This is a genomic window from Bradyrhizobium sp. CCBAU 45394, assembly GCF_028128655.1.
Lineage (GTDB): Bacteria > Pseudomonadota > Alphaproteobacteria > Rhizobiales > Xanthobacteraceae > Bradyrhizobium > Bradyrhizobium diazoefficiens.
In genome coordinates this window covers 17,574-37,853 of record NZ_LBIX01000167.1, presented here as the reverse complement: position 1 = coordinate 37,853, position 20,280 = coordinate 17,574, and the positions used below count along the sequence as shown (strand labels likewise).

General features: G+C 63.6%; 16 protein-coding genes, 1 tRNA gene and 1 pseudogene. 14 read left to right on the top strand and 4 right to left on the bottom strand.

The genetic code is table 11. The features are described 5' to 3' along the window. The first annotated feature begins 5 nt into the window (after window positions 1–5). The 4 genes from WN73_RS24145 (at window position 6) to WN73_RS24130 (ending at window position 6,221) form a co-directional block, all read left to right on the top strand. Window positions 6–1,178, top strand: a complete 1,173-nt coding sequence (locus tag WN73_RS24145) for a phosphoserine transaminase (RefSeq protein WP_011090137.1) — start codon at window positions 6–8, stop codon at window positions 1,176–1,178. 205 nt (window positions 1,179–1,383) lie between these two features. Then, entirely contained in the window at window positions 1,384–2,973 is a 1,590-nt protein-coding gene (gene serA / locus WN73_RS24140; protein ID WP_028174707.1) for a phosphoglycerate dehydrogenase, read from the top strand. A 248-nt stretch (window positions 2,974–3,221) separates the two neighbouring features. Then, window positions 3,222–4,394: a thiolase family protein gene (locus tag WN73_RS24135; RefSeq protein WP_011090135.1), complete on the top strand. Its 1,173-nt coding sequence runs from the start codon at window positions 3,222–3,224 to the stop codon at window positions 4,392–4,394. A 273-nt stretch (window positions 4,395–4,667) separates the two neighbouring features. Beyond that, the gene (locus WN73_RS24130; protein ID WP_271555278.1) at window positions 4,668–6,221 is read left to right on the top strand and encodes an FAD-dependent oxidoreductase; all 1,554 of its coding nucleotides are present in this window, start codon (window positions 4,668–4,670) and stop codon (window positions 6,219–6,221) included. A 136-nt stretch (window positions 6,222–6,357) separates the two neighbouring features. Here WN73_RS24130 and WN73_RS24125 read toward each other — a convergent pair whose 3' ends face one another. Further along, complete coding sequence (locus WN73_RS24125; RefSeq protein ID WP_271555153.1) at window positions 6,358–9,843, bottom strand: PAS domain-containing sensor histidine kinase; 3,486 nt, start codon at window positions 9,841–9,843, stop codon at window positions 6,358–6,360. A gap of 628 nt (window positions 9,844–10,471) precedes the next feature. On the opposite strand from WN73_RS24125, the gene WN73_RS24120 reads away from it, so the two are divergent. Further along, window positions 10,472–10,906: a phasin gene (locus WN73_RS24120; RefSeq protein WP_011090130.1), complete on the top strand. Its 435-nt coding sequence runs from the start codon at window positions 10,472–10,474 to the stop codon at window positions 10,904–10,906. Window positions 10,907–11,171: 265 nt separating this feature from the next. After that, window positions 11,172–11,248, top strand: a tRNA-His gene (locus tag WN73_RS24115). Between the two features lie 495 nt (window positions 11,249–11,743). Here the strand turns inward: WN73_RS24115 and WN73_RS24110 are convergent. After that, window positions 11,744–12,742, bottom strand: coding sequence for a hypothetical protein (locus WN73_RS24110; RefSeq protein ID WP_271555152.1), 999 nt, complete (start codon window positions 12,740–12,742; stop codon window positions 11,744–11,746). A 379-nt stretch (window positions 12,743–13,121) separates the two neighbouring features. Here WN73_RS24110 and WN73_RS24105 point away from each other — a divergent pair, with 379 nt between their 5' ends. From WN73_RS24105 to WN73_RS24090, 4 genes are all read left to right on the top strand, one after another. Continuing rightward, a complete protein-coding gene (locus WN73_RS24105; RefSeq protein ID WP_271555151.1) occupies window positions 13,122–13,565 on the top strand; it encodes a hypothetical protein in 444 nt (147 codons plus the stop codon). Window positions 13,566–13,589: 24 nt separating this feature from the next. Next, on the top strand, window positions 13,590–14,237 hold the full coding sequence (locus tag WN73_RS24100) for a DUF1780 domain-containing protein (protein ID WP_271555149.1): 648 nt from the start codon (window positions 13,590–13,592) through the stop codon (window positions 14,235–14,237). Between the two features lie 179 nt (window positions 14,238–14,416). Further along, the gene (locus WN73_RS24095; protein ID WP_271555277.1) at window positions 14,417–15,295 is read left to right on the top strand and encodes a toll/interleukin-1 receptor domain-containing protein; all 879 of its coding nucleotides are present in this window, start codon (window positions 14,417–14,419) and stop codon (window positions 15,293–15,295) included. Window positions 15,296–15,300: 5 nt separating this feature from the next. Beyond that, window positions 15,301–16,194, top strand: a complete 894-nt coding sequence (locus WN73_RS24090) for a hypothetical protein (RefSeq protein WP_271555148.1) — start codon at window positions 15,301–15,303, stop codon at window positions 16,192–16,194. On the opposite strand, the gene WN73_RS24085 is transcribed toward WN73_RS24090, so the two are convergent. Beyond that, window positions 16,187–16,939 carry a helix-turn-helix domain-containing protein gene (locus tag WN73_RS24085; RefSeq protein WP_271555147.1) on the bottom strand — a complete coding sequence of 251 codons (753 nt, stop codon included), beginning with the start codon at window positions 16,937–16,939 and terminating at the stop codon, window positions 16,187–16,189. The two genes, WN73_RS24090 and WN73_RS24085, sit on opposite strands and share 8 nt — an antisense overlap. A gap of 85 nt (window positions 16,940–17,024) precedes the next feature. Further along, window positions 17,025–17,612: pseudogene (locus WN73_RS24080) on the bottom strand (SOS response-associated peptidase family protein). Window positions 17,613–17,783: 171 nt separating this feature from the next. Between WN73_RS24080 and WN73_RS24075 the strand changes: the two are divergent. Genes WN73_RS24075 through WN73_RS24060 form a run of 4 tightly spaced genes read left to right on the top strand, consistent with a single transcriptional unit; the run spans window position 17,784 to window position 20,240 of the window. Further along, on the top strand, window positions 17,784–18,059 hold the full coding sequence (locus tag WN73_RS24075; protein WP_035972320.1) for a helix-turn-helix domain-containing protein: 276 nt from the start codon (window positions 17,784–17,786) through the stop codon (window positions 18,057–18,059). Window positions 18,060–18,063: 4 nt separating this feature from the next. Then, entirely contained in the window at window positions 18,064–18,411 is a 348-nt protein-coding gene (locus WN73_RS24070; protein ID WP_271555143.1) for a hypothetical protein, read from the top strand. Then, window positions 18,359–19,240, top strand: coding sequence for a hypothetical protein (locus tag WN73_RS24065; RefSeq protein ID WP_271555142.1), 882 nt, complete (start codon window positions 18,359–18,361; stop codon window positions 19,238–19,240). Before WN73_RS24070 ends, WN73_RS24065 begins: the two co-directional genes overlap by 53 nt. Continuing rightward, on the top strand, window positions 19,152–20,240 hold the full coding sequence (locus WN73_RS24060; RefSeq protein ID WP_271555141.1) for a DUF2971 domain-containing protein: 1,089 nt from the start codon (window positions 19,152–19,154) through the stop codon (window positions 20,238–20,240). Before WN73_RS24065 ends, WN73_RS24060 begins: the two co-directional genes overlap by 89 nt. Window positions 20,241–20,280 lie beyond the last annotated feature (40 nt).

Sequence of the window (20,280 nt, the reverse complement as noted above, 5' to 3'; positions counted from 1 at the left end):
AGAATATGACTGTAGCGAAGCCCGCTTCGCGGCCCAACGTGCCGCATTTCTCCTCCGGCCCCTGCGCCAAGCGCCCCGGCTGGAATGCCCAAAATCTCAAGGACGCAGCGCTCGGCCGTTCGCATCGCGCGAAGGTCGGCAAGACCAAGCTCAAGCTCGCGATCGATCTGACGCGCGAAGTGCTTGAAGTGCCGGCCGATTATCGCATCGGCATCGTGCCGGCCTCCGATACCGGCGCGGTCGAGATGGCGCTGTGGTCGCTGCTTGGTGCGCGGCCCGTCACCACGCTCGCCTGGGAATCCTTCGGCGAAGGCTGGGTCAGCGACATCGTCAAGGAATTGAAGCTCAAGGACGTCACCAAGCTCAATGCGGCCTATGGTGAAATCCCCGATCTCTCCAAGGTCGATCCGAAGTCGGACGTCGTCTTCACCTGGAACGGCACCACCTCAGGCGTGCGCGTCCCGAACGCCGACTGGATCAGCGCGACCCGCGAAGGCCTGACCATTTGCGACGCCACCTCGGCGGCGTTCGCGCAGGCCCTCGACTGGGCCAAGCTCGACGTCGTCACCTTCTCCTGGCAGAAGGCGCTCGGCGGCGAAGCCGCGCACGGCATGCTGATTCTGTCGCCCCGCGCGGTGGAGCGGCTCGAGACCTACAAGCCGGCCTGGCCGCTGCCGAAGATCTTCCGCATGACCAAGGGCGGCAAGATCAACGAAGGCATCTTCGTCGGCGAGACCATCAACACGCCGTCGATGCTCTGTGTCGAGGACTATCTCGATGCGCTGAACTGGGCCAAGTCGATCGGTGGCCTCAAGGCGCTGATCGCGCGCGCCGACGCCAACACCAAGGTGCTGGCCGACTGGAAGGCGAAGACGCCCTGGATCGACTTCCTGGCCAAGGACGCTTCGATCCGCTCCAACACCTCGGTGTGCCTGAAGTTCATCGATCCCGCGCTCACCGCGCTCTCGGACGACGCGCAGGCCGAGTTCTCCAAGAAGCTGGTCGCGCTGGTCGAGAAGGAAGGCGCCGGCTACGACTTCGCCTACTATCGCGATGCACCGGCCGGCCTGCGCATCTGGTGCGGCGCCACTGTCGAGGCCAGGGACGTCGAGCTCCTGACCCAGTGGATCGACTGGGCCTTCGCCGAGACCAAGGCGCAGCTCGCCAAGGCGGCGTGAGCTTTCTTAGCCTCTCTCCGTTCTTACGGGGAGAGGCCGGATTGCGCAGCAATCCGGGTGAGGGGCTCTCTCCGCGAGTACCTTCGCCTGTGGCTGCCCCTCACCCCAACCCTCTCCCCGTAAGAACGAGGAGAGGGAGAAGAAACAGCATCACCCTGCTCCCGAAGGCCGCCCCTCTTTGCGAGGAAGGTAGAGGATCATTCCCATGACCAAACCCAAAGTTCTCATTTCCGACGCGCTCTCGCCCGCCGCCGTGCAGATCTTCAAGGATCGCGGCATCGAGGTCGACTTCCAGCCCAATCTCGGCAAGGACAAGGACAAGCTCGCCGAGATCATCGGCAATTACGACGGCCTCGCGATCCGCTCCGCGACCAAGGCGACCGCCAAGATCCTCGAGAAGGCAACCAACCTCAAGGTGATCGGCCGCGCCGGCATCGGCGTCGACAACGTCGAGATCCCCGCCGCCACGGCCAAGGGCATCATCGTGATGAACACGCCGTTCGGCAATTCGATCACGACCGCCGAGCACGCCATCACCCTGATGCTCGCGCTCGCCCGCGAGATCCCGCAGGCCGACGCCTCGACCCAGGCCGGCAAGTGGGAGAAGAACCGCTTCATGGGCGTCGAGATCACCGGCAAGGTGCTCGGCGTGGTCGGCTGCGGCAATATCGGCTCGATCGTCGCGGACCGCGCGCTCGGCCTGCGCATGAAGGTGGTCGCGTTCGATCCGTTCCTGTCGCCGGAGCGCGCCAAGGACATCGGCGTCGAGAAGGTCGATCTCGACGACCTCCTCAAGCGCGCCGACTTCATCACGCTGCACACCCCGCTGACCGAGAAGACCAAGAACATCATCGATGCTGCCGCGATCGGCAAGATGAAGAAGGGCGTGCGCCTGATCAACTGCGCCCGCGGCGGTCTCGTCGACGAGCAGGCGGTGGTCGATGCGCTGAATTCCAAGCACATCGCGGGCGCCGCCTTCGACGTCTTCGTCGAGGAGCCCGCGAATACCAACGTGCTGTTCGGCCATCCCAACGTGATCTGCACGCCGCATCTCGGCGCCTCCACCACCGAAGCGCAGGAGAACGTCGCGCTCCAGGTCGCCGAGCAGATGTCGGACTATCTGCTCACCGGCGCGATCTCGAACGCGGTCAACTTCCCCTCGATCACGGCGGAAGAAGCGCCGAAGCTGAAGCCGTTCATCGCGCTCGCCGAGAAGCTCGGCTCGTTCGCCGGCCAGCTCACCGAGAGCGGCATCCTCAAGGTCGAGATCACCTATGAGGGCCACGTCGCCGAGATGAAGATCAAGGCGATCACCTCCGCCGTGCTGTCGGGCCTGCTGCGGCCGATGCTGGGCGAGGTCAACGTGGTGTCCGCGCCCGTGGTCGCCAAGGAGCGCGGCATGGTGGTGGACGAGATCGTGCGCGCCGCCCAGAGCGACTATGAGAGCCTGATCACCGTCACGGTGGCGACGGAGCGCCAGGAGCGCTCGGTCTCCGGCACCGTGTATCATGACGGCAAGCCGCGCCTCGTCGACGTCAAGGGCATCCGCGTCGATGCCGAGTTCGGCAAGTCGATGATCTACGTGACCAACGAGGACAAGCCCGGCTTCATCGGCGCGTTCGCGAGCCTGCTTGGCGCCGCCAAGCTCAACATCGCGACCTTCCATCTCGGCCGCGTCAAGCTGGGCGGCGACGCCATCGCGCTGGTCGAGGTCGACGGCGCGGTGCCGGCCGACGTGCTCGCCAAGGTGCAGGCGCTGCCGCAGGTCAAGCAGGCCAAGGCGCTGACGTTCTGACACTCCGTCATTCCGGGGCACGCGAAGAGTAAACTCCGGTGCGCAATTGCGCACCTGAGAATCTCGAGATTCCGGGTTCGGCTCTTCGAGCCGCCCCGGAATGACGCGTATCATATATTCCGACCCGCGGAACAACGCCGCCTCCCTCACCGGGGGCGGCGTTTTTATTTCTCCCGCAGCCTTCCAACTTTGTGTACCAATGGCGACCAGGACGCTCCGTTCAAAATCGTTCGACAAGGGAGAAAACAATGCGTGAAGCCGTCATCGTTTCCTATGCGCGCACGGGTCTTGCGAAATCCGGCCGCGGCGGGTTCAACATCACGCCGCCGATGTCGCTCGCGGCCCACGCCATCCGCCACGCGGTCGATCGCGCCGGCGTCGACAAGGACTATGTCGAGGACTGCTACCTCGGCAATTGCGCCCACGGCGCGCCGAACATCGGCCGCCAGGCCGCTCTGCTCGCCGGCCTGCCGAAGACCACCGCCGGCGTCTCGGTGAACCGCTTCTGCTCCTCAGGGCTCCAGACCATCGCGATGGCCGCCAACTCGATCCGCTCCGACGGCGCCGACTGCATCGTCGCCGGCGGCGTCGAGAGCATCTCGGTGCCCGGCGGTGGCACGCCGAAGGAATCGATCGATCCGGAACTGCTCAAGGTCGCGCCCGACATCTTCATGGCGATGATCGACACCGCCGACATCGTCGCCGAGCGTTACAAGCTCAGCCGCGAATACCAGGACGAGTTCTCGCTGGAATCGCAGCGCCGCATGGCCGCGGCCCAGCAGGCGAACAAGTTCAAGGACGAGATCGTCCCGATGAAGACGAAGATGAAGGTCGTCGACAAGCAGACCAAGGCGGAGAGCATCGTCGACTACGTCGTCGACCGTGACGAGTGCAACCGGCCCGAGACCACGCTGGAGGGCCTTGCCAAGCTCGAGCCGGTGAAGGGCCCCGGCAAGTTCGTCACCGCCGGCAATGCCAGCCAGCTCTCGGACGGCGCCGCCGCCGTCGTGCTGATGGAAGCCAAGGACGCCGAGAAGCGCGGCCTCAAGCCGCTCGGCCGTTTCGTCGCCTGGGCGACCGCCGGCTGCGAGCCCGACGAGATGGGCATCGGCCCGGTGTTCGCGATTCCGAAGCTTCTGAAGCGCACCGGCCTCAAGATTGACGACATCGATCTGTGGGAGCTCAACGAGGCCTTCGCCAGCCAGTGCCTGTATTGCCGCGACCAGCTCGGCATCGATCCCGCCAAGTACAACGTCAATGGCGGCTCGATCGCGATCGGCCATCCCTTCGGCATGACCGGCGCACGTCTCACCGGCCACCTGCTCCAGGAAGGCGCGCGCCGCAAGGCGAAGTGGGGCGTGGTGACGATGTGCATCGGCGGCGGCCAGGGCGGCGCCGGCCTGTTCGAGATCTACAGCTGATCCGGGCCACATGAATGTGAAAGGCACGGCGCCGCAAGCGCCGTGCCTTTTTCGTTGCAGATCGATCGTCACGAAACTATACGTCTTCCGTCGGAAAAGGCAGACTTGGTCTGGTAAGCCCAAGTCCTTTCGGTAACGAAAGCTCTGGTCTTTGGCCTTGTGCACGAGATCCCCGCGACGAACATCGGACGCCACCAGGGCGCCCAATCGTTCGTCCGTGTGATTCTCGAGCCAGGGAACGCTCCGGTCGAACATCGACCACAGGAGCGTCTCATGCACGATCAATCCTCGATTCCATACGACGTCGTCATTGCCGGTGCCGGTCCCGTCGGCCTGTTTCTCGCGTGCGAGTTGCAGCTCGCCGGTCTCCAGGTGCTGGTGCTGGAGCAATCGCAAGATTCGCATTCGGCCCTGAAGCAACTCCCGTATGGCCTGCGCGGTCTTTCGATCTCCACACTCGAGGCCTTTCACCGGCGTGGCCTGCTGGAAGAGATCGTGGCCGCGCAGCAGCCCGCCTCAGGCGCGATCAAGCGTGCAGCCCACTGGATGCAGCAGACGCGACGGCCCGCGGGTCATTTCGCCGGCATCCAGTTCTATCAGGACAACATCGATGCCGCGAAGTGGTCCTGGCGTCTGCCAACGTCAGCCGACGCCAACCTCGCCGTCGATATGGAAACGCTCGAATCCGTTCTGGCCGCGCGCGCATGCAGCATGGGCGTCGAGATCCGGCGCGGTTTTGCCGTGAATGCCGTTGTCGCCTCGAGCGAAGACGTGACAGTGCAGGCGGCCGGCGAGACCTTCCGGGGACGCTGGCTTGTCGGATGCGACGGCGGCCGCAGCACGGTACGCAAGATCGGTGGCTTCGACTTCGTCGGCACCGACCCCGAGTTCACGGGCTATTCCATCGATGTCGAGCTGGCCGATCCGGACAGGCTTCGCCAGGGCCGCAACCACACGCCCGCCGGCATGTATACCTATGCGCGGCCCGGGACGATCGCGATGGTCGATTTCGACGGCGGAGCTTTCCACCGGACCGAGCCGATCACGCGCGAGCATGTGCAGAGCGTCCTGCGTCGCGTCTCCTGCACCGACGTCACCGTCACGGCGCTTCGGCTCGCCGCCAGCTGGACGGATCGAGCCCATCAGGCAACCACGTATCGCAGAGGGCGGGTGCTCCTGGCGGGCGATGCTGCCCACATCCATTCGCCGCTGGGCGGCCAGGGCCTCAATCTTGGTCTTGGCGATGCGATGAACCTGGGCTGGAAGCTGGCGGCGACGATCCGCGGGCAAGCACCGGCCGATCTCCTCGACAGCTATTCGCGCGAGCGGCATCCTGTGGGCGCGCAAATCCTCGACTGGTCGCGCGCGCAGGTCGCGATCATGCGGCCGACGCCGAGCACCCGCGCGCTTCAAGCCATCATTCGCGATCTCATCGGGACGCGGGACGGTGCGACCTATTTCGCCGAGCGCGTGCGCGGCGTTTCGCTCCACTACGATCTCGGTGGCAGCCATCCGCTTGTCGGCCGGAGTGTTCCCGATTTCGAATTCGCTGACGGGACGACGGTCGGAGAACGTCTCAGGACGGCGAAAGGGATATTGCTGGACTTCGGCGCCCGTGCGCCGCTTCGGATGCTTGCAAGCCGCTGGAGCGACCGGATCACATATGTCGCCGATGACGCGAAGGACCGGCTGGGCCTGAGTGCCGTGCTGCTGCGCCCCGACGGCTTCGTCGCGTGGGCCTGCGATGGTGTGCCCGACCATGAGGAGGTTGCTCAGGCCGCGTCCCGATGGTTCGGCCAATCCATCGGGGCGCAAGCATTTCCCTGAGTACCGCGCAGCGACACCGTCCGCGCGGCGTGAGCCTTCGCGCTTGGTTCGATCGGTCGAACCGCGGGCTCGCGCCACCTCTCCGCTGGGGAGAGGTGGTCCTCGCCCAGTCGACCAGGTTTGATTTCGCCGAGCCTCACGCCCGCGCCAGCGCGGGCGCGAACACCACTTCGATCAGCGTGCCGTGGCCTGCGCTCTTGATGTTGAACCGGGCGCGGTTGGCTTCGACCAGCGCCTTGGTCAGCGACAGGCTCAGCGCGGAGTTGTCCTCGGCATCGCCCGGCGGCGGGGTGCGGAACGGCTCCATCGCGGCCGCGACCTCGCGCTCGCTGAGGCCATGGCCGGTGTCGCGGATGCGAAGCGCGACCTCGCCGCGATCGTTGAGCGCGGTCGAGACGATCACCTGGCCGCCGGCGCTGGCGAGCCGGATCGAGTTCGAGATCAGGTTCATGGTGATCTGCCGCATCGCGCGCGCGTCCACGCTCACCTGCGGCAGCGCATGGCCGAGCGAGGTGCGGATGATGATGCGCTCGCGGTTGGCCTGCGGCTGCATCACCACGACGCAGGCCTCGACGAGGTCGTTGAGGTTGAGGTTGGCGAAGTTGAGGTCGAGCTTGCCGGTCTCGATCCGCGACAGCTCCAGCAGATCGTCGATGATCGCGATGACGCGCTCGCCGGAGGCGCGGATGTCCTTCATGTATTCGCCGTAGCGCTCGTTGCCGAGCGTGCCGAAGCGTTCGGAGATCATCACCTCGGCAAAGCCGATGATGGCGTTGAGCGGCGTACGGATCTCGTGGCTGATCCGTGCCAGCATGTCGGCCTTGGCATTGGCCGCGCCGTCGACGAGACGGCGGGCCTGCGTCAGCTCGCTCTCGCCCTTCTTGCTCTGGGAGAGGTCGCGGAACACGGCGAAGAAGTTCGGGCCGTCGGGCCTGGTGCGGCCCATGATCATGGCGAGCGGAATGACGCCGCCCTTCTTCTCGCGCCCCAGCACCTCGCGGCCGTGGTCGAGCAGGCTCGAAATGTCCTGGCTCTTCAGGCTTTCGAGATAGTCGGCGACGATCTGCTGGCTCTCCGGCGCGAACAGCGACACCAGGTTTTGCTCGAGCAGCGCTTCGCCGTCGTAGCCGAACAGCGCTTCGGCGCTGCGGTTGCAGACGAGGATGTTGCCTTCCGCATCGAACATCACGATGCCCTCGGCCGTGGTGTCGAGGATCGCGGCGAGATCCTCGGCGTCCGCATCGCCGGCCTGGGACTCGAGCTCGGACGCGTAGGGGAAGGACTCCGCGACAAGTGGCTCGGTGACGACAGGCTCGGCGACAACGGACGGCGCAACGACAGGCTCGGCAACGGCGGGCGCAGCAACGATAGGCGCAGCAGCCGGCAGCGCGCAGACCAGCGCATGCGCGCTCTCGCCGTCCCAGTCGATCGTGTGCAGATGCGCCTCGGTGGTCGGAAGCGGCTCATCGCCGTTGGGAAGCGTCGCGCTGATCGTGACCGGCGTGCCGCCTTGCGAGGTGCTGCTGGCGGGCGATACGCCCGGCTCGACATAGAGCGCATCGAGGCCGCCGGCATTCTCCAGCGCGCTCACGTTGGCATGGCCCATGCGCGCGAGGAACGCCGGGTTGGCGTAGAGCAGGCGGTCGAGCCGATAGATCAGGATGCCGGTCGGCAAGAGGTCGAGCAGCGCGCGGTCGCGCATGCTGTGGCCGCGCGCCGGCGGCTCCGGCTCGGTCAGCCATTCGGCCGCGTGCGGCGCCTCGATCAGCGGTTCGGGCGTGCTCTCCGCCGGCGGTTCGGTCGTCGCGGTGGCGATCGTCTCACGCTCGCGTTCGAGGCGCTCGGACAATTGCCGGGCGAGCTCGTTGAACGCGCTGTTCTCGATCGGCGTCAGCGTCGGCGATCTCTGATCACCAGGTGATCTGGTATCGCCGGGCGGGCGGAACGGCACGACGTTGGGAGGCGTTTCCACTGGCGTTTCCGGATCGGTTGGATGTGAATTCGCGTCGAGGGTGGGGGCGGGCAGTTCAGCTTCGGGTGCGGGCTCAGGCTCGGGTGCAGGCGGCTCGGCCGGCGGCGGCGGCGCCTCTGCCACGGGCTCCGGATCTGGCTCGGCGATGTCGGCGGACAGGCCGTGCTGCGCCGGCGGTTCGGCGAGCAGCTCGAAGCGCCGGAGCGCATCGAGCCGGTTGAGGCCGTCGAGATCGCGGCAGACGCCAAAGCCCTTGAAGCCGGCAAAATTGCGCGCGTGGTCGTAGACCGGCAGGCCCGCGAGCTCGACCGGCAGATGCTCGCCGCCGTCCGCCGGCCAGTTCACGGTGATCCCGGCCCAGGTGTCGTGGCTGGCCAGCGCCTGCGCCACGCACCCCTCCGGGTCGAGCGAGAATTGCTCGGCGATCTCGCGCCAGGGGCGGCCGAAGCCGGCGGCCGTGTGCGCGCCCATCAGGCGGATGAACTCGCAGGACGCCAGCACAAAGCGGCCCTCTGCATCCATCTGCCAGAGGAAGCGCAGCGGATGCTGATGCGGCGCGGGCGTCTCTGCGGGACCCGACAGCGGCTCGACCATGCCGGTAGAGATCGGCGCGGCCTGCGGCGAGACAATGGCTGAGGGGTGGTTTTCAACCGGAGTTTTCGGCGCGTCAGCCGGTTGTTCGGCCGGCTCTTGGACCGTCTCTTCGAGAGCGTCGTCGATGGCTTCTTCGACAGTCTCCTCGACCGTTGCGATCTCCGGCGCCGCCTCGCTCGCGGGCAACGCGGGCGCGATCGCCTCGGCCGGCGCGGGTGTTTCGGCCGGCTCGGCGAAGGCGTCGAACATCGCGATAGCGGCCGGCGCTTGGTTCGACGGCGGCGGTGCGTTCGGAGCCTCGGCGGCTTGCGGCGTGGATTCAATCGGCGCCGCGGGCGTGACTTCAGGCGTGCTCTCCGGCGCGGATGCGGCCGGGGCGGCATCGCTCGCCGCTGCCGCTTGCGCGGCGGCCGGCTCGATCAGCGCGACCAGGCCGATATCGGCACCGAGGCCGACCCGTTGCAGCACCATCTGGCCGATGCCGATCGGCGTCTCGGCGCGGCCGTTGCGAAGCGCATCGCCGCGGGCCCGTTCGAGCCCGGCTTCGCCGAGATCGCGGAAGCCGAGCAGGGCGCGGGCGGCTTCGCTGGCGCCGACGAACATTCCGTCGGGCGCGAACGCCGCCATCGGCATTTTGGCGCCCGCGACGAGGCGATGCAGGCGCTCGACCAGCGGCATGGTGCGCACCGAAGGGTCGATCGCGGTGACGAGCACGGCCTGGCCGCCATCGGCGAAGCTCAGCCGTGTGCAGGCGCAGGTCATCAACGTGCCGAGCCGGGCGCCGAAGCCGCGCAGCCGTTCGAGCCGCACCGTGCCGCTCGCCGGCAGCTGCCGGGCGAGCCGGGCGACCTGGCGGCGATGGCTGTCGGCCGGGCCGAACGTCTTTTCCGCCAGCACTGCGGCATGCGCCGCGCCGAAGAATTTTGCGCCGACCGGATTGGCCCACAGCACGCGCGCGCCGTCGACCGACCAGAGCCACGCAGGCAGCGGGGAGGTCGCATGCACGGCCAGCCGGGGATCGCCCACGCCTCGCAACTGGAAATCCGAATGACTCATCCAACCGGCTTTTGGTCTCGCTGTCACGCCTCTAGCCTTAGGGCTGCCGGGAATGACAGCCTTAAGAAAGGGTTAGTATCGCGCGCAGGCGCGGGCAGGTCCACGGCCCCAGCCTACGGGGGAAGCCCTAAAGCCGCGATAACCTTAATCCGGCCAACCCCGCAAGCCGCGCAGACGCTGCATCCGCAGGATTCGCGCGCTGCATGGGTGTAGCCCGGCCGAAGCACGCGAGCCCCTCCGGGGGATGTCATTCCGGGGCGCGCCCCTTGGCGCGAACCCGGAATCCATTTCCCCGCGATCTCCGGTAGCCCGATGGATTCTCAGATGCGCAATTGCGCATCATGGCTCCCTCGCTCCGCTCGCTCCCCGGAATGACGAAGTGCACCTCAACCACGGGTTCCCGTACCCCGGAACCTCATCCTCTCCGGGATTAAATTTTCCCTGCGCACCCCGGATCGCGTTGCGCTGCACAATGTTGACATGTTACGCAGAGATACTGCTGGGCGTTGGACGAGCCATCTTTTTCGTTACGCGTATCCAGTCTTCGTACCCGCCAACAGATGGCCCCGGTTGGCCGGCGGGCGCGCCAGAAGGCTCACTCCATTTTCCATGATCGTGAGGGACAACAATGACAGGTGCGACTGATCCATTCTCCGCCTCCATCATCCCGTTCGAGGTGCCGGAGCAGGTGCGTGCGTTCGCCGAAAAGGGCGTTTCGCAGGCGCGCGAGAGCTACGCCAAGTTCAAGGACGCGGCCGAAAGCCATAACGGCACCATCGAGGCCGTGTTCTCGTCCGCCAGCAAGGGCGCGAACGAGTACACCGCCAAGCTGATGGAGTTCATGAAGGCCAATACGACCGCCCATCTGGACTTCACCCAGGAGCTGCTCGGCGTGAAGTCGCCGTCGGATGCGTTCGCGCTGTGGAGCAGCCACGGCAAAAAGCAGCTCGAGACCTTCCAGGCCCAGGCCAAGGAGCTCGCCGAGATCGCCCAGCGCGCCGCCACCGCCGCCGCCGAGCCGATCAAGGCCAGCGCCTCGAAGCTCTACCCGCCCGCCGCCTGAGCGACGGGGCCGGTTTGATCAGGGCCTGATCCGGACCCGAAGGGCCGCGCGCGAAGTGCACGGCGGTCTTCCGACAAGATCATGCCCAAATAATAAGAAACCCGGGCCCAGGCCCGGGTTTTCCTTTGGAAATAACGTCGTTTGAGGGTGGATTCCGCCCGTTTGCGGCCTTGCCAAAAACGGCCGTTGCACCTAGTTTCCGCCCCGTCCAGCCCCGCTCGGTGACCGGCCTTTTCAGGTAGCCCCAGGGGCGGCTCGCAAGGATGCAGTTGTAGCTCAGTTGGTTAGAGCGCCTGTCTGTGGAACAGGAGGTCGGTGGTTCGAGCCCACCCAACTGTACCAACAAAATCAAACGCTTATGGAAATCGTCGAGGGCTTGTGAGTTGCTGTAGCTACCAGATAGCTACCACCAGAGCGCCGGTGCATTGCGCTCGCTTGAGCGCGACCGAAATTCACGTGCCAGGCACGTTGTCCAGATGCCACTTAGTCCGGCCGGTGTGAATGAAGATGAACTGACTCGCACCGGCACCGTCTCGGATGCGCCGGTTGATCGAATCAACTTGTTACGAGCGTTGATACCAATGCTCTCTCAAGGCTGAAACAGGGGTCCGATTCCCCTAGGGAGCGCCAGAAATTTCAATGACTTAGATCCGTTTTGGAGAAGTCGTCGAATATCCGTTGAATAAGCGTCGGCGAACGTTGGCGAACTCCGCCGCGCTAATCACTAGGCCCAGCCGCAGCATATTCTCGCTTCCATCGCCGGCTAGGCTTCGTCGTGTTCTGCTGTACGTTGAGATCGTCACGAGCACCTGCTGTGGTGATCATCACACCCGCTGCTCACGGTGAATCAGGCGTGAAACTCTGCTTGATGAACTTGCCAGTTTCATCGACCAAAACGCTGAAGCGTCCACCGTCGATCGCCTGTTCGATCTCCTGCTGCGTCTTCCCTGCGACTCGTATCTGCTTCACGCTTTCGCCGAACGAGTCGCGCAGCAGGCGTCCTCGCAGTGCAAAGTTGAGTTCACCCAACTCGAAGGGATCTGGCATCACGGCCTTCTCGGTGATCGTCTCGTTCCCCATGTCGCACTCGGTATAGAAACGCGGGCGCTCTTTCAGACTCAGATTCATGAAGGCGAAGTCAACCATGACCTCGCGAGCTTGGATCTCTGACAACGATCCTTCGATTTTCTCGAGCTTTGGCATCGCGCCATTTATTGCTCCGCATGCGTCGTTGAACGTCGTGACCAGCGCAACATTTCCGAGCCTCAGCAGCATGGTCTGGGCGTCGAATATGTCGCCATAGTCAAATTCCTCACGCCATCCCGCGGTCTTCGCTGCAAAAGCTCCCAACGATCCAAACACTTCTTTCTCCAGAGAAGCTCCGTTCACAAAGCATCGCACAAGGCAGTGCATATGATGCAGTGCCTGCCAGTCATACAGGTCTCCGATCTTGTCATCCGGTTTGCGAAGATCGTGGTGTATTCGAAACTCCCTGTCCTTGAGATGGACCTTGAGAAAGATCAGGCCCAGCCAGACGAAGAACTCCAAACCGTTGCCCTCGGCGATGTGCTTCTGCACGGCCTCCGGGCCGGCATTGACGACCTTGCTGATCCGCTCTTCGATCTGGCGTCCCATCAGCGAGTTGCAGTCCTGGCAGCAGGGGACTTTGAAGCGTCCATACTTGACGGTCCCGCCATTCGGCAGGGTGATCGTCCTGTCGAACAGATTGAATTTCCGCAGCACCCACTCGGAAATAACATGCTCGTCGTTGAACACTTTTGACCCAGGCTGCGCGCCGCAGATAAAGCAGCAGCGGCCAAGACAGATGTCGTTCACGAACCGATCTTTGCTGAAGAACAGAACATTACCGCTATGATCCAGGAACGAGCCGTCTGAAGTGTTATGCCAAGCCATTGTCACCAACCGTCGCCGCCGCGAGCTTAAGCCCTACGCCGCCCGGCACTGTCCTGCTACTGAAAGGGGATCGCCGAATTGCGGCACCCCGGGCTGGAATATCGAAGTGAACACGCTCCGGCCAGTGGGCCTCGGTCCTGCTTAAGGGATATTTATGTCGAGGAACTCAAGAAAAGCTCAACGGCGACGGAAATGGCGGCGCCGCCTCAAGTCTGGGGTACGAACGCCGTCCGATGCGATACATCAGGCGCTCGGGGAGTTTTTGACCGAGATGGGCCGCGTCGAGCTCAGGATGCTCCTGTTGATGGACCTCATCAATGAGGCACCGCTCGAAGCTCTGTTCGACGAATATTCCGGGCGAACATTCGCAGACAAGATCAAGATCTTCAAGAAATGGTGTGACTTCGGGGGTGTGCCCGATGAACACAAGGCGACGCTGCAACGCCTCTACAAGGACCTGGATGAGTTGCGGCCGATACGCAATTTCCTGGTCCATGGCGAGACATGGGAAGGTGCCTTCAAGGGCAAGCCGCGCCAGCCCTATCGGGTCGGGCTCGTGAAAAAGAACCTTGAATATCTCGACGAATTCGAGCGCGCTGACCACGGTCCAAACGTCTTCGATGTCCAGCAGGTGCGCGACGCGACCAGGCGCTGCGCCGGGATTCACCAGGAGCTGGCCGAGTTGCGCGACGCGATTGCCGCGACCGCGGTGCCGTGTGAAGAACAAGTCACACACGCTCCGTGACTAAGCGCGCTATCTTTGGAGACAATGACCTTTTCCGATAACGCAATTCTCGCCAAACTGCGCGAATACGCTGATCGCGCCCGGCGCCTTTTCTCAAATCCGCAAAAGCCGGAGCGTGAGCGCATGATCGTGCGCGCATTCCTCCGTTGTGCCGGGGAAGCCTTCGAGGACGGCGAGATCATCGCGAGCAGCGAAGAGCCGATCGACGTCAGATTCCGAAGCGCCGATTTCCAAATCATGGAGATCATTGGCAACAAGAGACGCGGACTGGAGTGGCGTCAGCGTCAGGACCGATATCGCGATGCACAACGTGTCGCAGATGTACTGGAGCCGTACACGCCATCGCAGCCGATGTCGTTCGGCGACTCGGCAGAGCTCGTCGCCGATCGTCTGTCGGAAAAAGCCGCGCGTTATGGCACCGCCACGTGCGCGAGCTTGGACGCCTTGGTCTACGTCGATCTTCACAATCGGCACCTGTGGCCGCTTGAGCCCGCCGATCATGCGCGGGCCGCTGCCGTGCTTCAAGCCCAGGGCTGGAGATCTGTCTCCATGCTCTTTGTGCCCTACGGCGTCGTACTGCTCGCGGTGCCAACCGCTCCGGCGGTCATCGGCGCGAGAGCCGGGCGGGTTCTGAATGAATGGCCCGGACTCGATGGGCTATTTGACCCCTAATAGGCCACTGGCGATCTGCGCTTGTCCTTGCCGAACGGCCTCAGCGGGGATTTCTGCTCATCTTCGTCGGACCTTGGACGATCGGATCAGTGCGCCGGCGTGAAAATTCCGATAAAACCGCCGGTAACACCTCTAAAGCACGAAGCCCAATCCCGAAACCGGCAACAGCGGTCGTCTCGATGTACAATCTTCTTGTTTCCTCCAATGCTCAGGCCTGGAACGGCGAGCCCTGGCAGATCGAATTCTCGCGCTGTGTCCGCGAATACACCGAAAACGCGATCACCGAGCGGTTCGGAGCACTGGACGAGGCCGCCGTCTCGGAACTCAAACGTCTGCCGTGTATCTTCGCCTACGAAGCATTCAACCAGCTCGCGCCGAAATTCGGCCTGATCCGTGATATCGCCAAACGGCAGGGACAGGTTCGGATCGAATACGAGCTCCAAGCGATTGATCCATTTCTGTCCGCCGACGATCTGGAACAGCTCACCTTCGAGCTCGACATCGGTAATTGGGAGATGAACCGGACGCATTGGGCGGTCAAGGACGTCAATCTTGCGAAGGAATTGCATGCCGCGCGGCGTATTACGCTGCCGTCATGGACCGGGCAGGCAACCAAGACTGTCGATATCACCAGGCATGATTTCGACGTGGCTCTTTCTTTTCCGGGAGAGGTGAGAGCGATCGTCGAACAAGTCGCGCGCGAGCTGGAGGCAAGAATCGGCCCGAACTCCTACTTCTACGACAGCAACTACGTGTCGCAACTGGCGCGGCCATCGCTCGACACCTTGTTGCAGGAGATCTATCGGTATCGTTCCAAGCTCATCGTCGTGTTCCTGGGCTCCGATTATCAGAGGAAGGACTGGTGTGGCATCGAGTTTCGCGCGATCAGGGAGATCATCATGGAGCGCGACAACGCCCGCATCATGTTCGTGCGAACCGACGACGGCGCTGTCGACGGCGTTTTCAAGACCGACGGCTACGTCGACGCGCGCAGGTTCAGCCCGGCGCAGATCGCACAATTCGTCTGCGAGCGCTTGGCCGTGCTTGCCCCCGCCTAGTCACTATGGACAGGACACCGATGACCTCCGATGTAGATGAAGCGCCGAAGGAAATCTCGGAGGTTACGCGCCGCGCCGTTATCGACCATTTCAGCATTGCGAAGCTGAGTTGGGCCGGCCGGCTGCAGGACGACGAATTTCTGGCAAGGCTTTACGACTTATCGAAGCTGCCGTCCTATGACTATCGCTATCAAGATGCCGCCGGCGACATCTATCAGCACTGTGTACGTAATAGCGACTGGGAGAGCGACTGGGTCTTCTACGATCGCCGGTTCAATTTGATGTACGGACCGGATGCCGAATTTCTCCGCTTTCTCTGCGAGACCGTGCACCCGGTCGTACGGCCCGCCGACGATGAAGTATCGACGCTCGTGCGTGTCTATAACGAGGCGCTGACGCCTGACGGCTATCAAGTGGTGGCCGGAAAGACCATTTCCGGCAAACCGATCTTTGTCGCGCAATCCGCCCGCCGCGCGGTCGTCTTCGAGGAGCCGACCGGCTGGCAGAAAGTCGACCGCCAGCTCCAGGAGATGCGGCTTCGGCTCGATAGCGCCGAGACGGAGGAGCAATATCAAGGCGTCGGGCTGCTCTGCCGCGAGGCGCTGATCTCCGTGGCGCAGGAGGTTTACGATCCCGCCCGGCATCCGCTCATCGACGCCAAGACCCCGAGCGACACCGACGCCAAACGGATGCTGGAGGCAATTTTCGAAGCGGAGCTGAAAGGCTCAAGCAACGAAGAGGCCCGCGCTCACGCCAAGGCGGCGGTCCGCCTGGCCTTGGCGCTCCAGCACAAGCGGTTCGCCGATTTTAGAACCGCCGCGCTCTGCGCCGAAGGGACTTGGTCGGTCGTGAACATGCTCGCAATCATCGCCGGCCGCAGAGGCCGGCGCCTCACGTAGTCTTCGGCCCGGACGGTAACGTCACCACGCGGCGATCGACCATCAGGTGCCGCCGCTTCGCCGCGCCGGGGTCGGTGAGCCGCGGCGTGATCGAGACGACCGCGACCTTCCAGTCGGGCAAACGATCTTGCGGAGCCGGCATCACCCCCGACAGGACGGTCAGGCCCCGTCGTTCGAGGTCGCCGACACAGGCAAGGATGTCGTTGTAGAGGTCGCGCCGACCCCGCGCGGACGGCGGGGGATCGGCGATATCCGACAGGATAAATGACGCGAGATCGAGCCATTCCTGCAAACCTGCGATGTCATCGTCATAGACGTCGGAGACCTCCGGACGATGAATCAGGACGGCATCGCAACGCGCGGCGTCGCGAACAGCGCGATGCGTCGTCATCGGCCCGACCGGGACGATTTCAAGATGGGAATAGGTCTCCACCAGGCTGGCGGCCGCTTCCTCGGCGCCCAATGGCAGGCGGGGCGCCGTGAAATATCCCGCCTCATATCCGAATGCCTGGGCGATCCTATCCAGAGCGTCGTCGCTCACGCGCTCGCCGCGTTCGATGCGCTCCACGGTCGAGACCGAGACACGCGCGAAGTCGGCGAGTGTCGTCGTCTTCCATTGCCGCAGGCCGCGGTTCCAGCGCACCACGAACGCCACCAGTTCGATCGGCGGCGCCGTCGGGACGTCGATTGGCCTCTCTGGCAGTTGTGTGATCTTGTCCAACAGGTCTTGGGTCGTCATCGGCATGGGCTCCTTTCATGGCCGAAAGGATGCACGATCCTTGCCGGCCAAAAGAGCCCGGAAAATCCTTCAGGCGTGGGAAGCTCAAAGCTCATGCGCGTCCCTCGCGCACAGTCTGGACCACCAGCCCGCCCGCGGCGAGCGGTCGAAGCAGTTCATCCTCAGGTTTTGTGAGGTGAATCCAAGCCGCCCAATCTTCGGGTCGGAGCACCAGGATCTGGCGATTGTGATGGGCTCCATATCCGCGCCGGGCGCGGTCGTCAGCATTGTAAAGGCCGGCGGATGATTGCCGTGACCCTCGCGCCAGATGCCAGCAATTGCCATGAAGGGCGCGCCATTCAGGGTAAGCCGATGCTTGGTCTTCGGATATTTCTTGCCGGTGAATTCGAAGAAGGCTGCTGCAGGAATGAGGCAACGGTTGCTAGTATCGAACTGCCGTCCCTTGGACCTGAAATTGAATACCGGCCCGCCCCGAGCGCCGGAGGGCGGGAAGCTTAAATTCATCGGCACGAGTTCGATTCCGTTACCGGCCGCGCGCATGACCGGCTCGGTCTCGTTGATCCGCACGTCATCGGACGCGGCGGGTCGAGTTCGCTCTGCCGGGTCGGAATGCTGAGCGAGAGCTCCAGCATCACTGGCAGTATTCAGCCCAGCGAATGTGTCGCTCGTAGTCGTTCACATCCTTGCCATGCAGCAACGAGCAGACCGGACGGGAGGGGGGACCGCCGCTGATCTGCCAGACGCCCGATCACCATCAGCCTATCACGGCCACAAATTACAGCCATAAGATATGCGCCATATTTTGACCATTATTAAGGTAATACTATTATCTTGGAACCGAGGATGGGAAATGCCGCTCAATCTTTCCAATAGTCAGGCGCTGGGCCGCACCTACGCGGCCGCGCGTATGATGGCGGGTCTGGATCAGGGAGGACTCGCGGCCCAGGCCGGCATTTCTGCAGGCACGGTTTCCAACGTCGAGCGTGGGCGGGATTCCAGACCTGAGACACTGAAAGCAATCCGTCTCGCCCTGAATCGGGAAGGGGTCTTGATTGGATTCAGCCGCAACAACGGCTTGGCGACGGTGTCGATCGCTTTTGCTGCCGATGATTCAGATGAGGAGTGATGTCATGCGTACCTATTTTGGAGAGTTCAACCGCGTCGTCGGCGACAGCATCCGCAACGCAAAGAAAATTTTGCGATCCTGGGGTCTCGACGTCGAATCGATCCCGCACAGGACCGCGCTGCGGATCGAGCGGCCAGAGGATATGTCGTGGGCCGATTTCAAGCGCGCGATCCGCGCTGTGCTGCAGCCCCGTCGCGGATCAGTGATGATCTCAAGCGAGTCCACCGGGCGGACCTACGTCTGCAGCAATCGCGGCAACCGCCCGGTGCTTTCCAGCGTCAGTGAGAAGGGACTCGGCGATGCTGGCCTTTCACGAAACCGAGACGTGCGAGGGCATCATCCAGCACCTTGAGCAACGCGAGCGCGTGCCGCGCTCGGACGTGCAGATCCGCGACAGGGGAAGCGAGACGTCGGCGGATGCCCGCGTCGAGATGACGTTCCGTCTGGGCGGCCAGCTCTATGCCCTGGAGCACACAGGCATCGAGCCGTTCGACGGCTTCATGGCGCACCAGAATCGCGCATCGTCACTGTTCCTGCCGCTTCAGGCGGCTGCGACTGCATCGCTGAGCGCCGTGCTGGCCGACGGCGCCGTCATCGAAATGCACCTGCCGATCGACGCCTTCACGAACCGCAAGATGCCCGAGGTCCGCGCCATTCAGATCGCGTTGCTCACATGGATCACCGCCACCGCGCCGACGCTGCCGCCACGACGCTATGCCGACTATCGGGGCACGCTGGTGACAACCCAGCCGACCGGTGTGCCGTTTCAGGTGTCGCTGGTGCGGTTCGCCGGCATCGCCGGCATGGAGGGCCGCTTCCAGCTCAAGCATCTGACGCGCGGCGCCGAGACGCCACGGGTAGAGCGCATCGCGCGCGCCTGCGAAAAGAAGTTTCCCAAGCTCGCCCGCTGGAAACAGTCGGATGCCGCCCGGACCGTTCTCGTGTTCGAGGACAATGACGTGCAGCTCACCAATGTCTCCAGCGTCACTGAGGCTTACCTGCCGCTCGCCACCGTCCGCGCCGACGCGCCGGACGAGACCTACCTGGTCTCGACCTGCACGTCGCCCTGGTACGCCTGGCCGGTTTTGGTCGATGGCCGGAGCTATTTCGACCTCGCGGCGATCAGCCACCCCATTCATTTCGAGATGGACGCCAGCGGCCGTCTCCTCACACCAGCGTGACGGCGATCCCATGTCCGAAACCGACCCTCCCGACTACAGCCGTGTGCCGTTGCCGCCGCAGCTTCAACAGGCCATCGAGACCTTCAAGGGCTGGACGAGCCAGCATCTGCTATCCGAGCAGAACAACAGCACGATTACGCAGACTCTTTATCATTACACCGACGTGCGCGGTCTCAAGGGCATCCTCGAAGCCGGACAGATCTGGTTCACCGACTACCGCCACCTCAACGATCCCAGCGAACTGACCCACGGCATCGATATGGCCCGCGATGTCGCGCACCACATTGCCGCCGGAGCGGATGGCCGGGTCCGGCTGTTTCTCGACTACTTCCTCGATCTCTTTCGGCACGATAATTTTGCGCCGAGCCTGGAATTCTTCATCGCCTGTTTCAGCCGCGCACGGGACGATCTCGGGCAGTGGCGCGCCTATGCGGACAATGGACGCGGCATCGCAATCGGGCTTTCCCCCTCGCTGTTCGCTCTCGCCGATGCCCCGCCGCCCGGTCAACTCCCGGAGTTTGTCGGGCCGGTGCGCTACAGTCTCGCCGATGTATGCGGCCGGCATGAAGCCTGTCTCGAAGAAGCCGCGGCGATCTTTCTCGCGTTCGCTGACGCCAACGCCGATTTATTGGCTGACAAATCTATCAGCATCCCCTTCATGGACCAGTTCGTCCGCGAGATCATCGCTTCGCCGCTCATCTGGAATTGTCTGACCTCGAAGCACCCTGCCTATGAACACGAGCAGGAGGTTCGCCTGGTGATGATGGGAACGCTGGCCACCGTCTCGCCCTTCGTCACCACGCGATTTCGCGGCAGCGAGATCGTTCCCTACATTGCCCAACCAATGCCGCTCCGCGTTCAACACAAGATCGCCGAAATCGTCGTCGGTCCCGCGGCGCCGCCTGACACGGAGCGGACGGTGCGCACCATGCTCCGTTCCATCGGCATCGACTGGAGCTTCCCGATCAGCCGATCCGACATTCCCTATAGGGCATCGTAAGCCGGTCCGGGAAGATGGACTGGACCGACGGAGCGAGAAA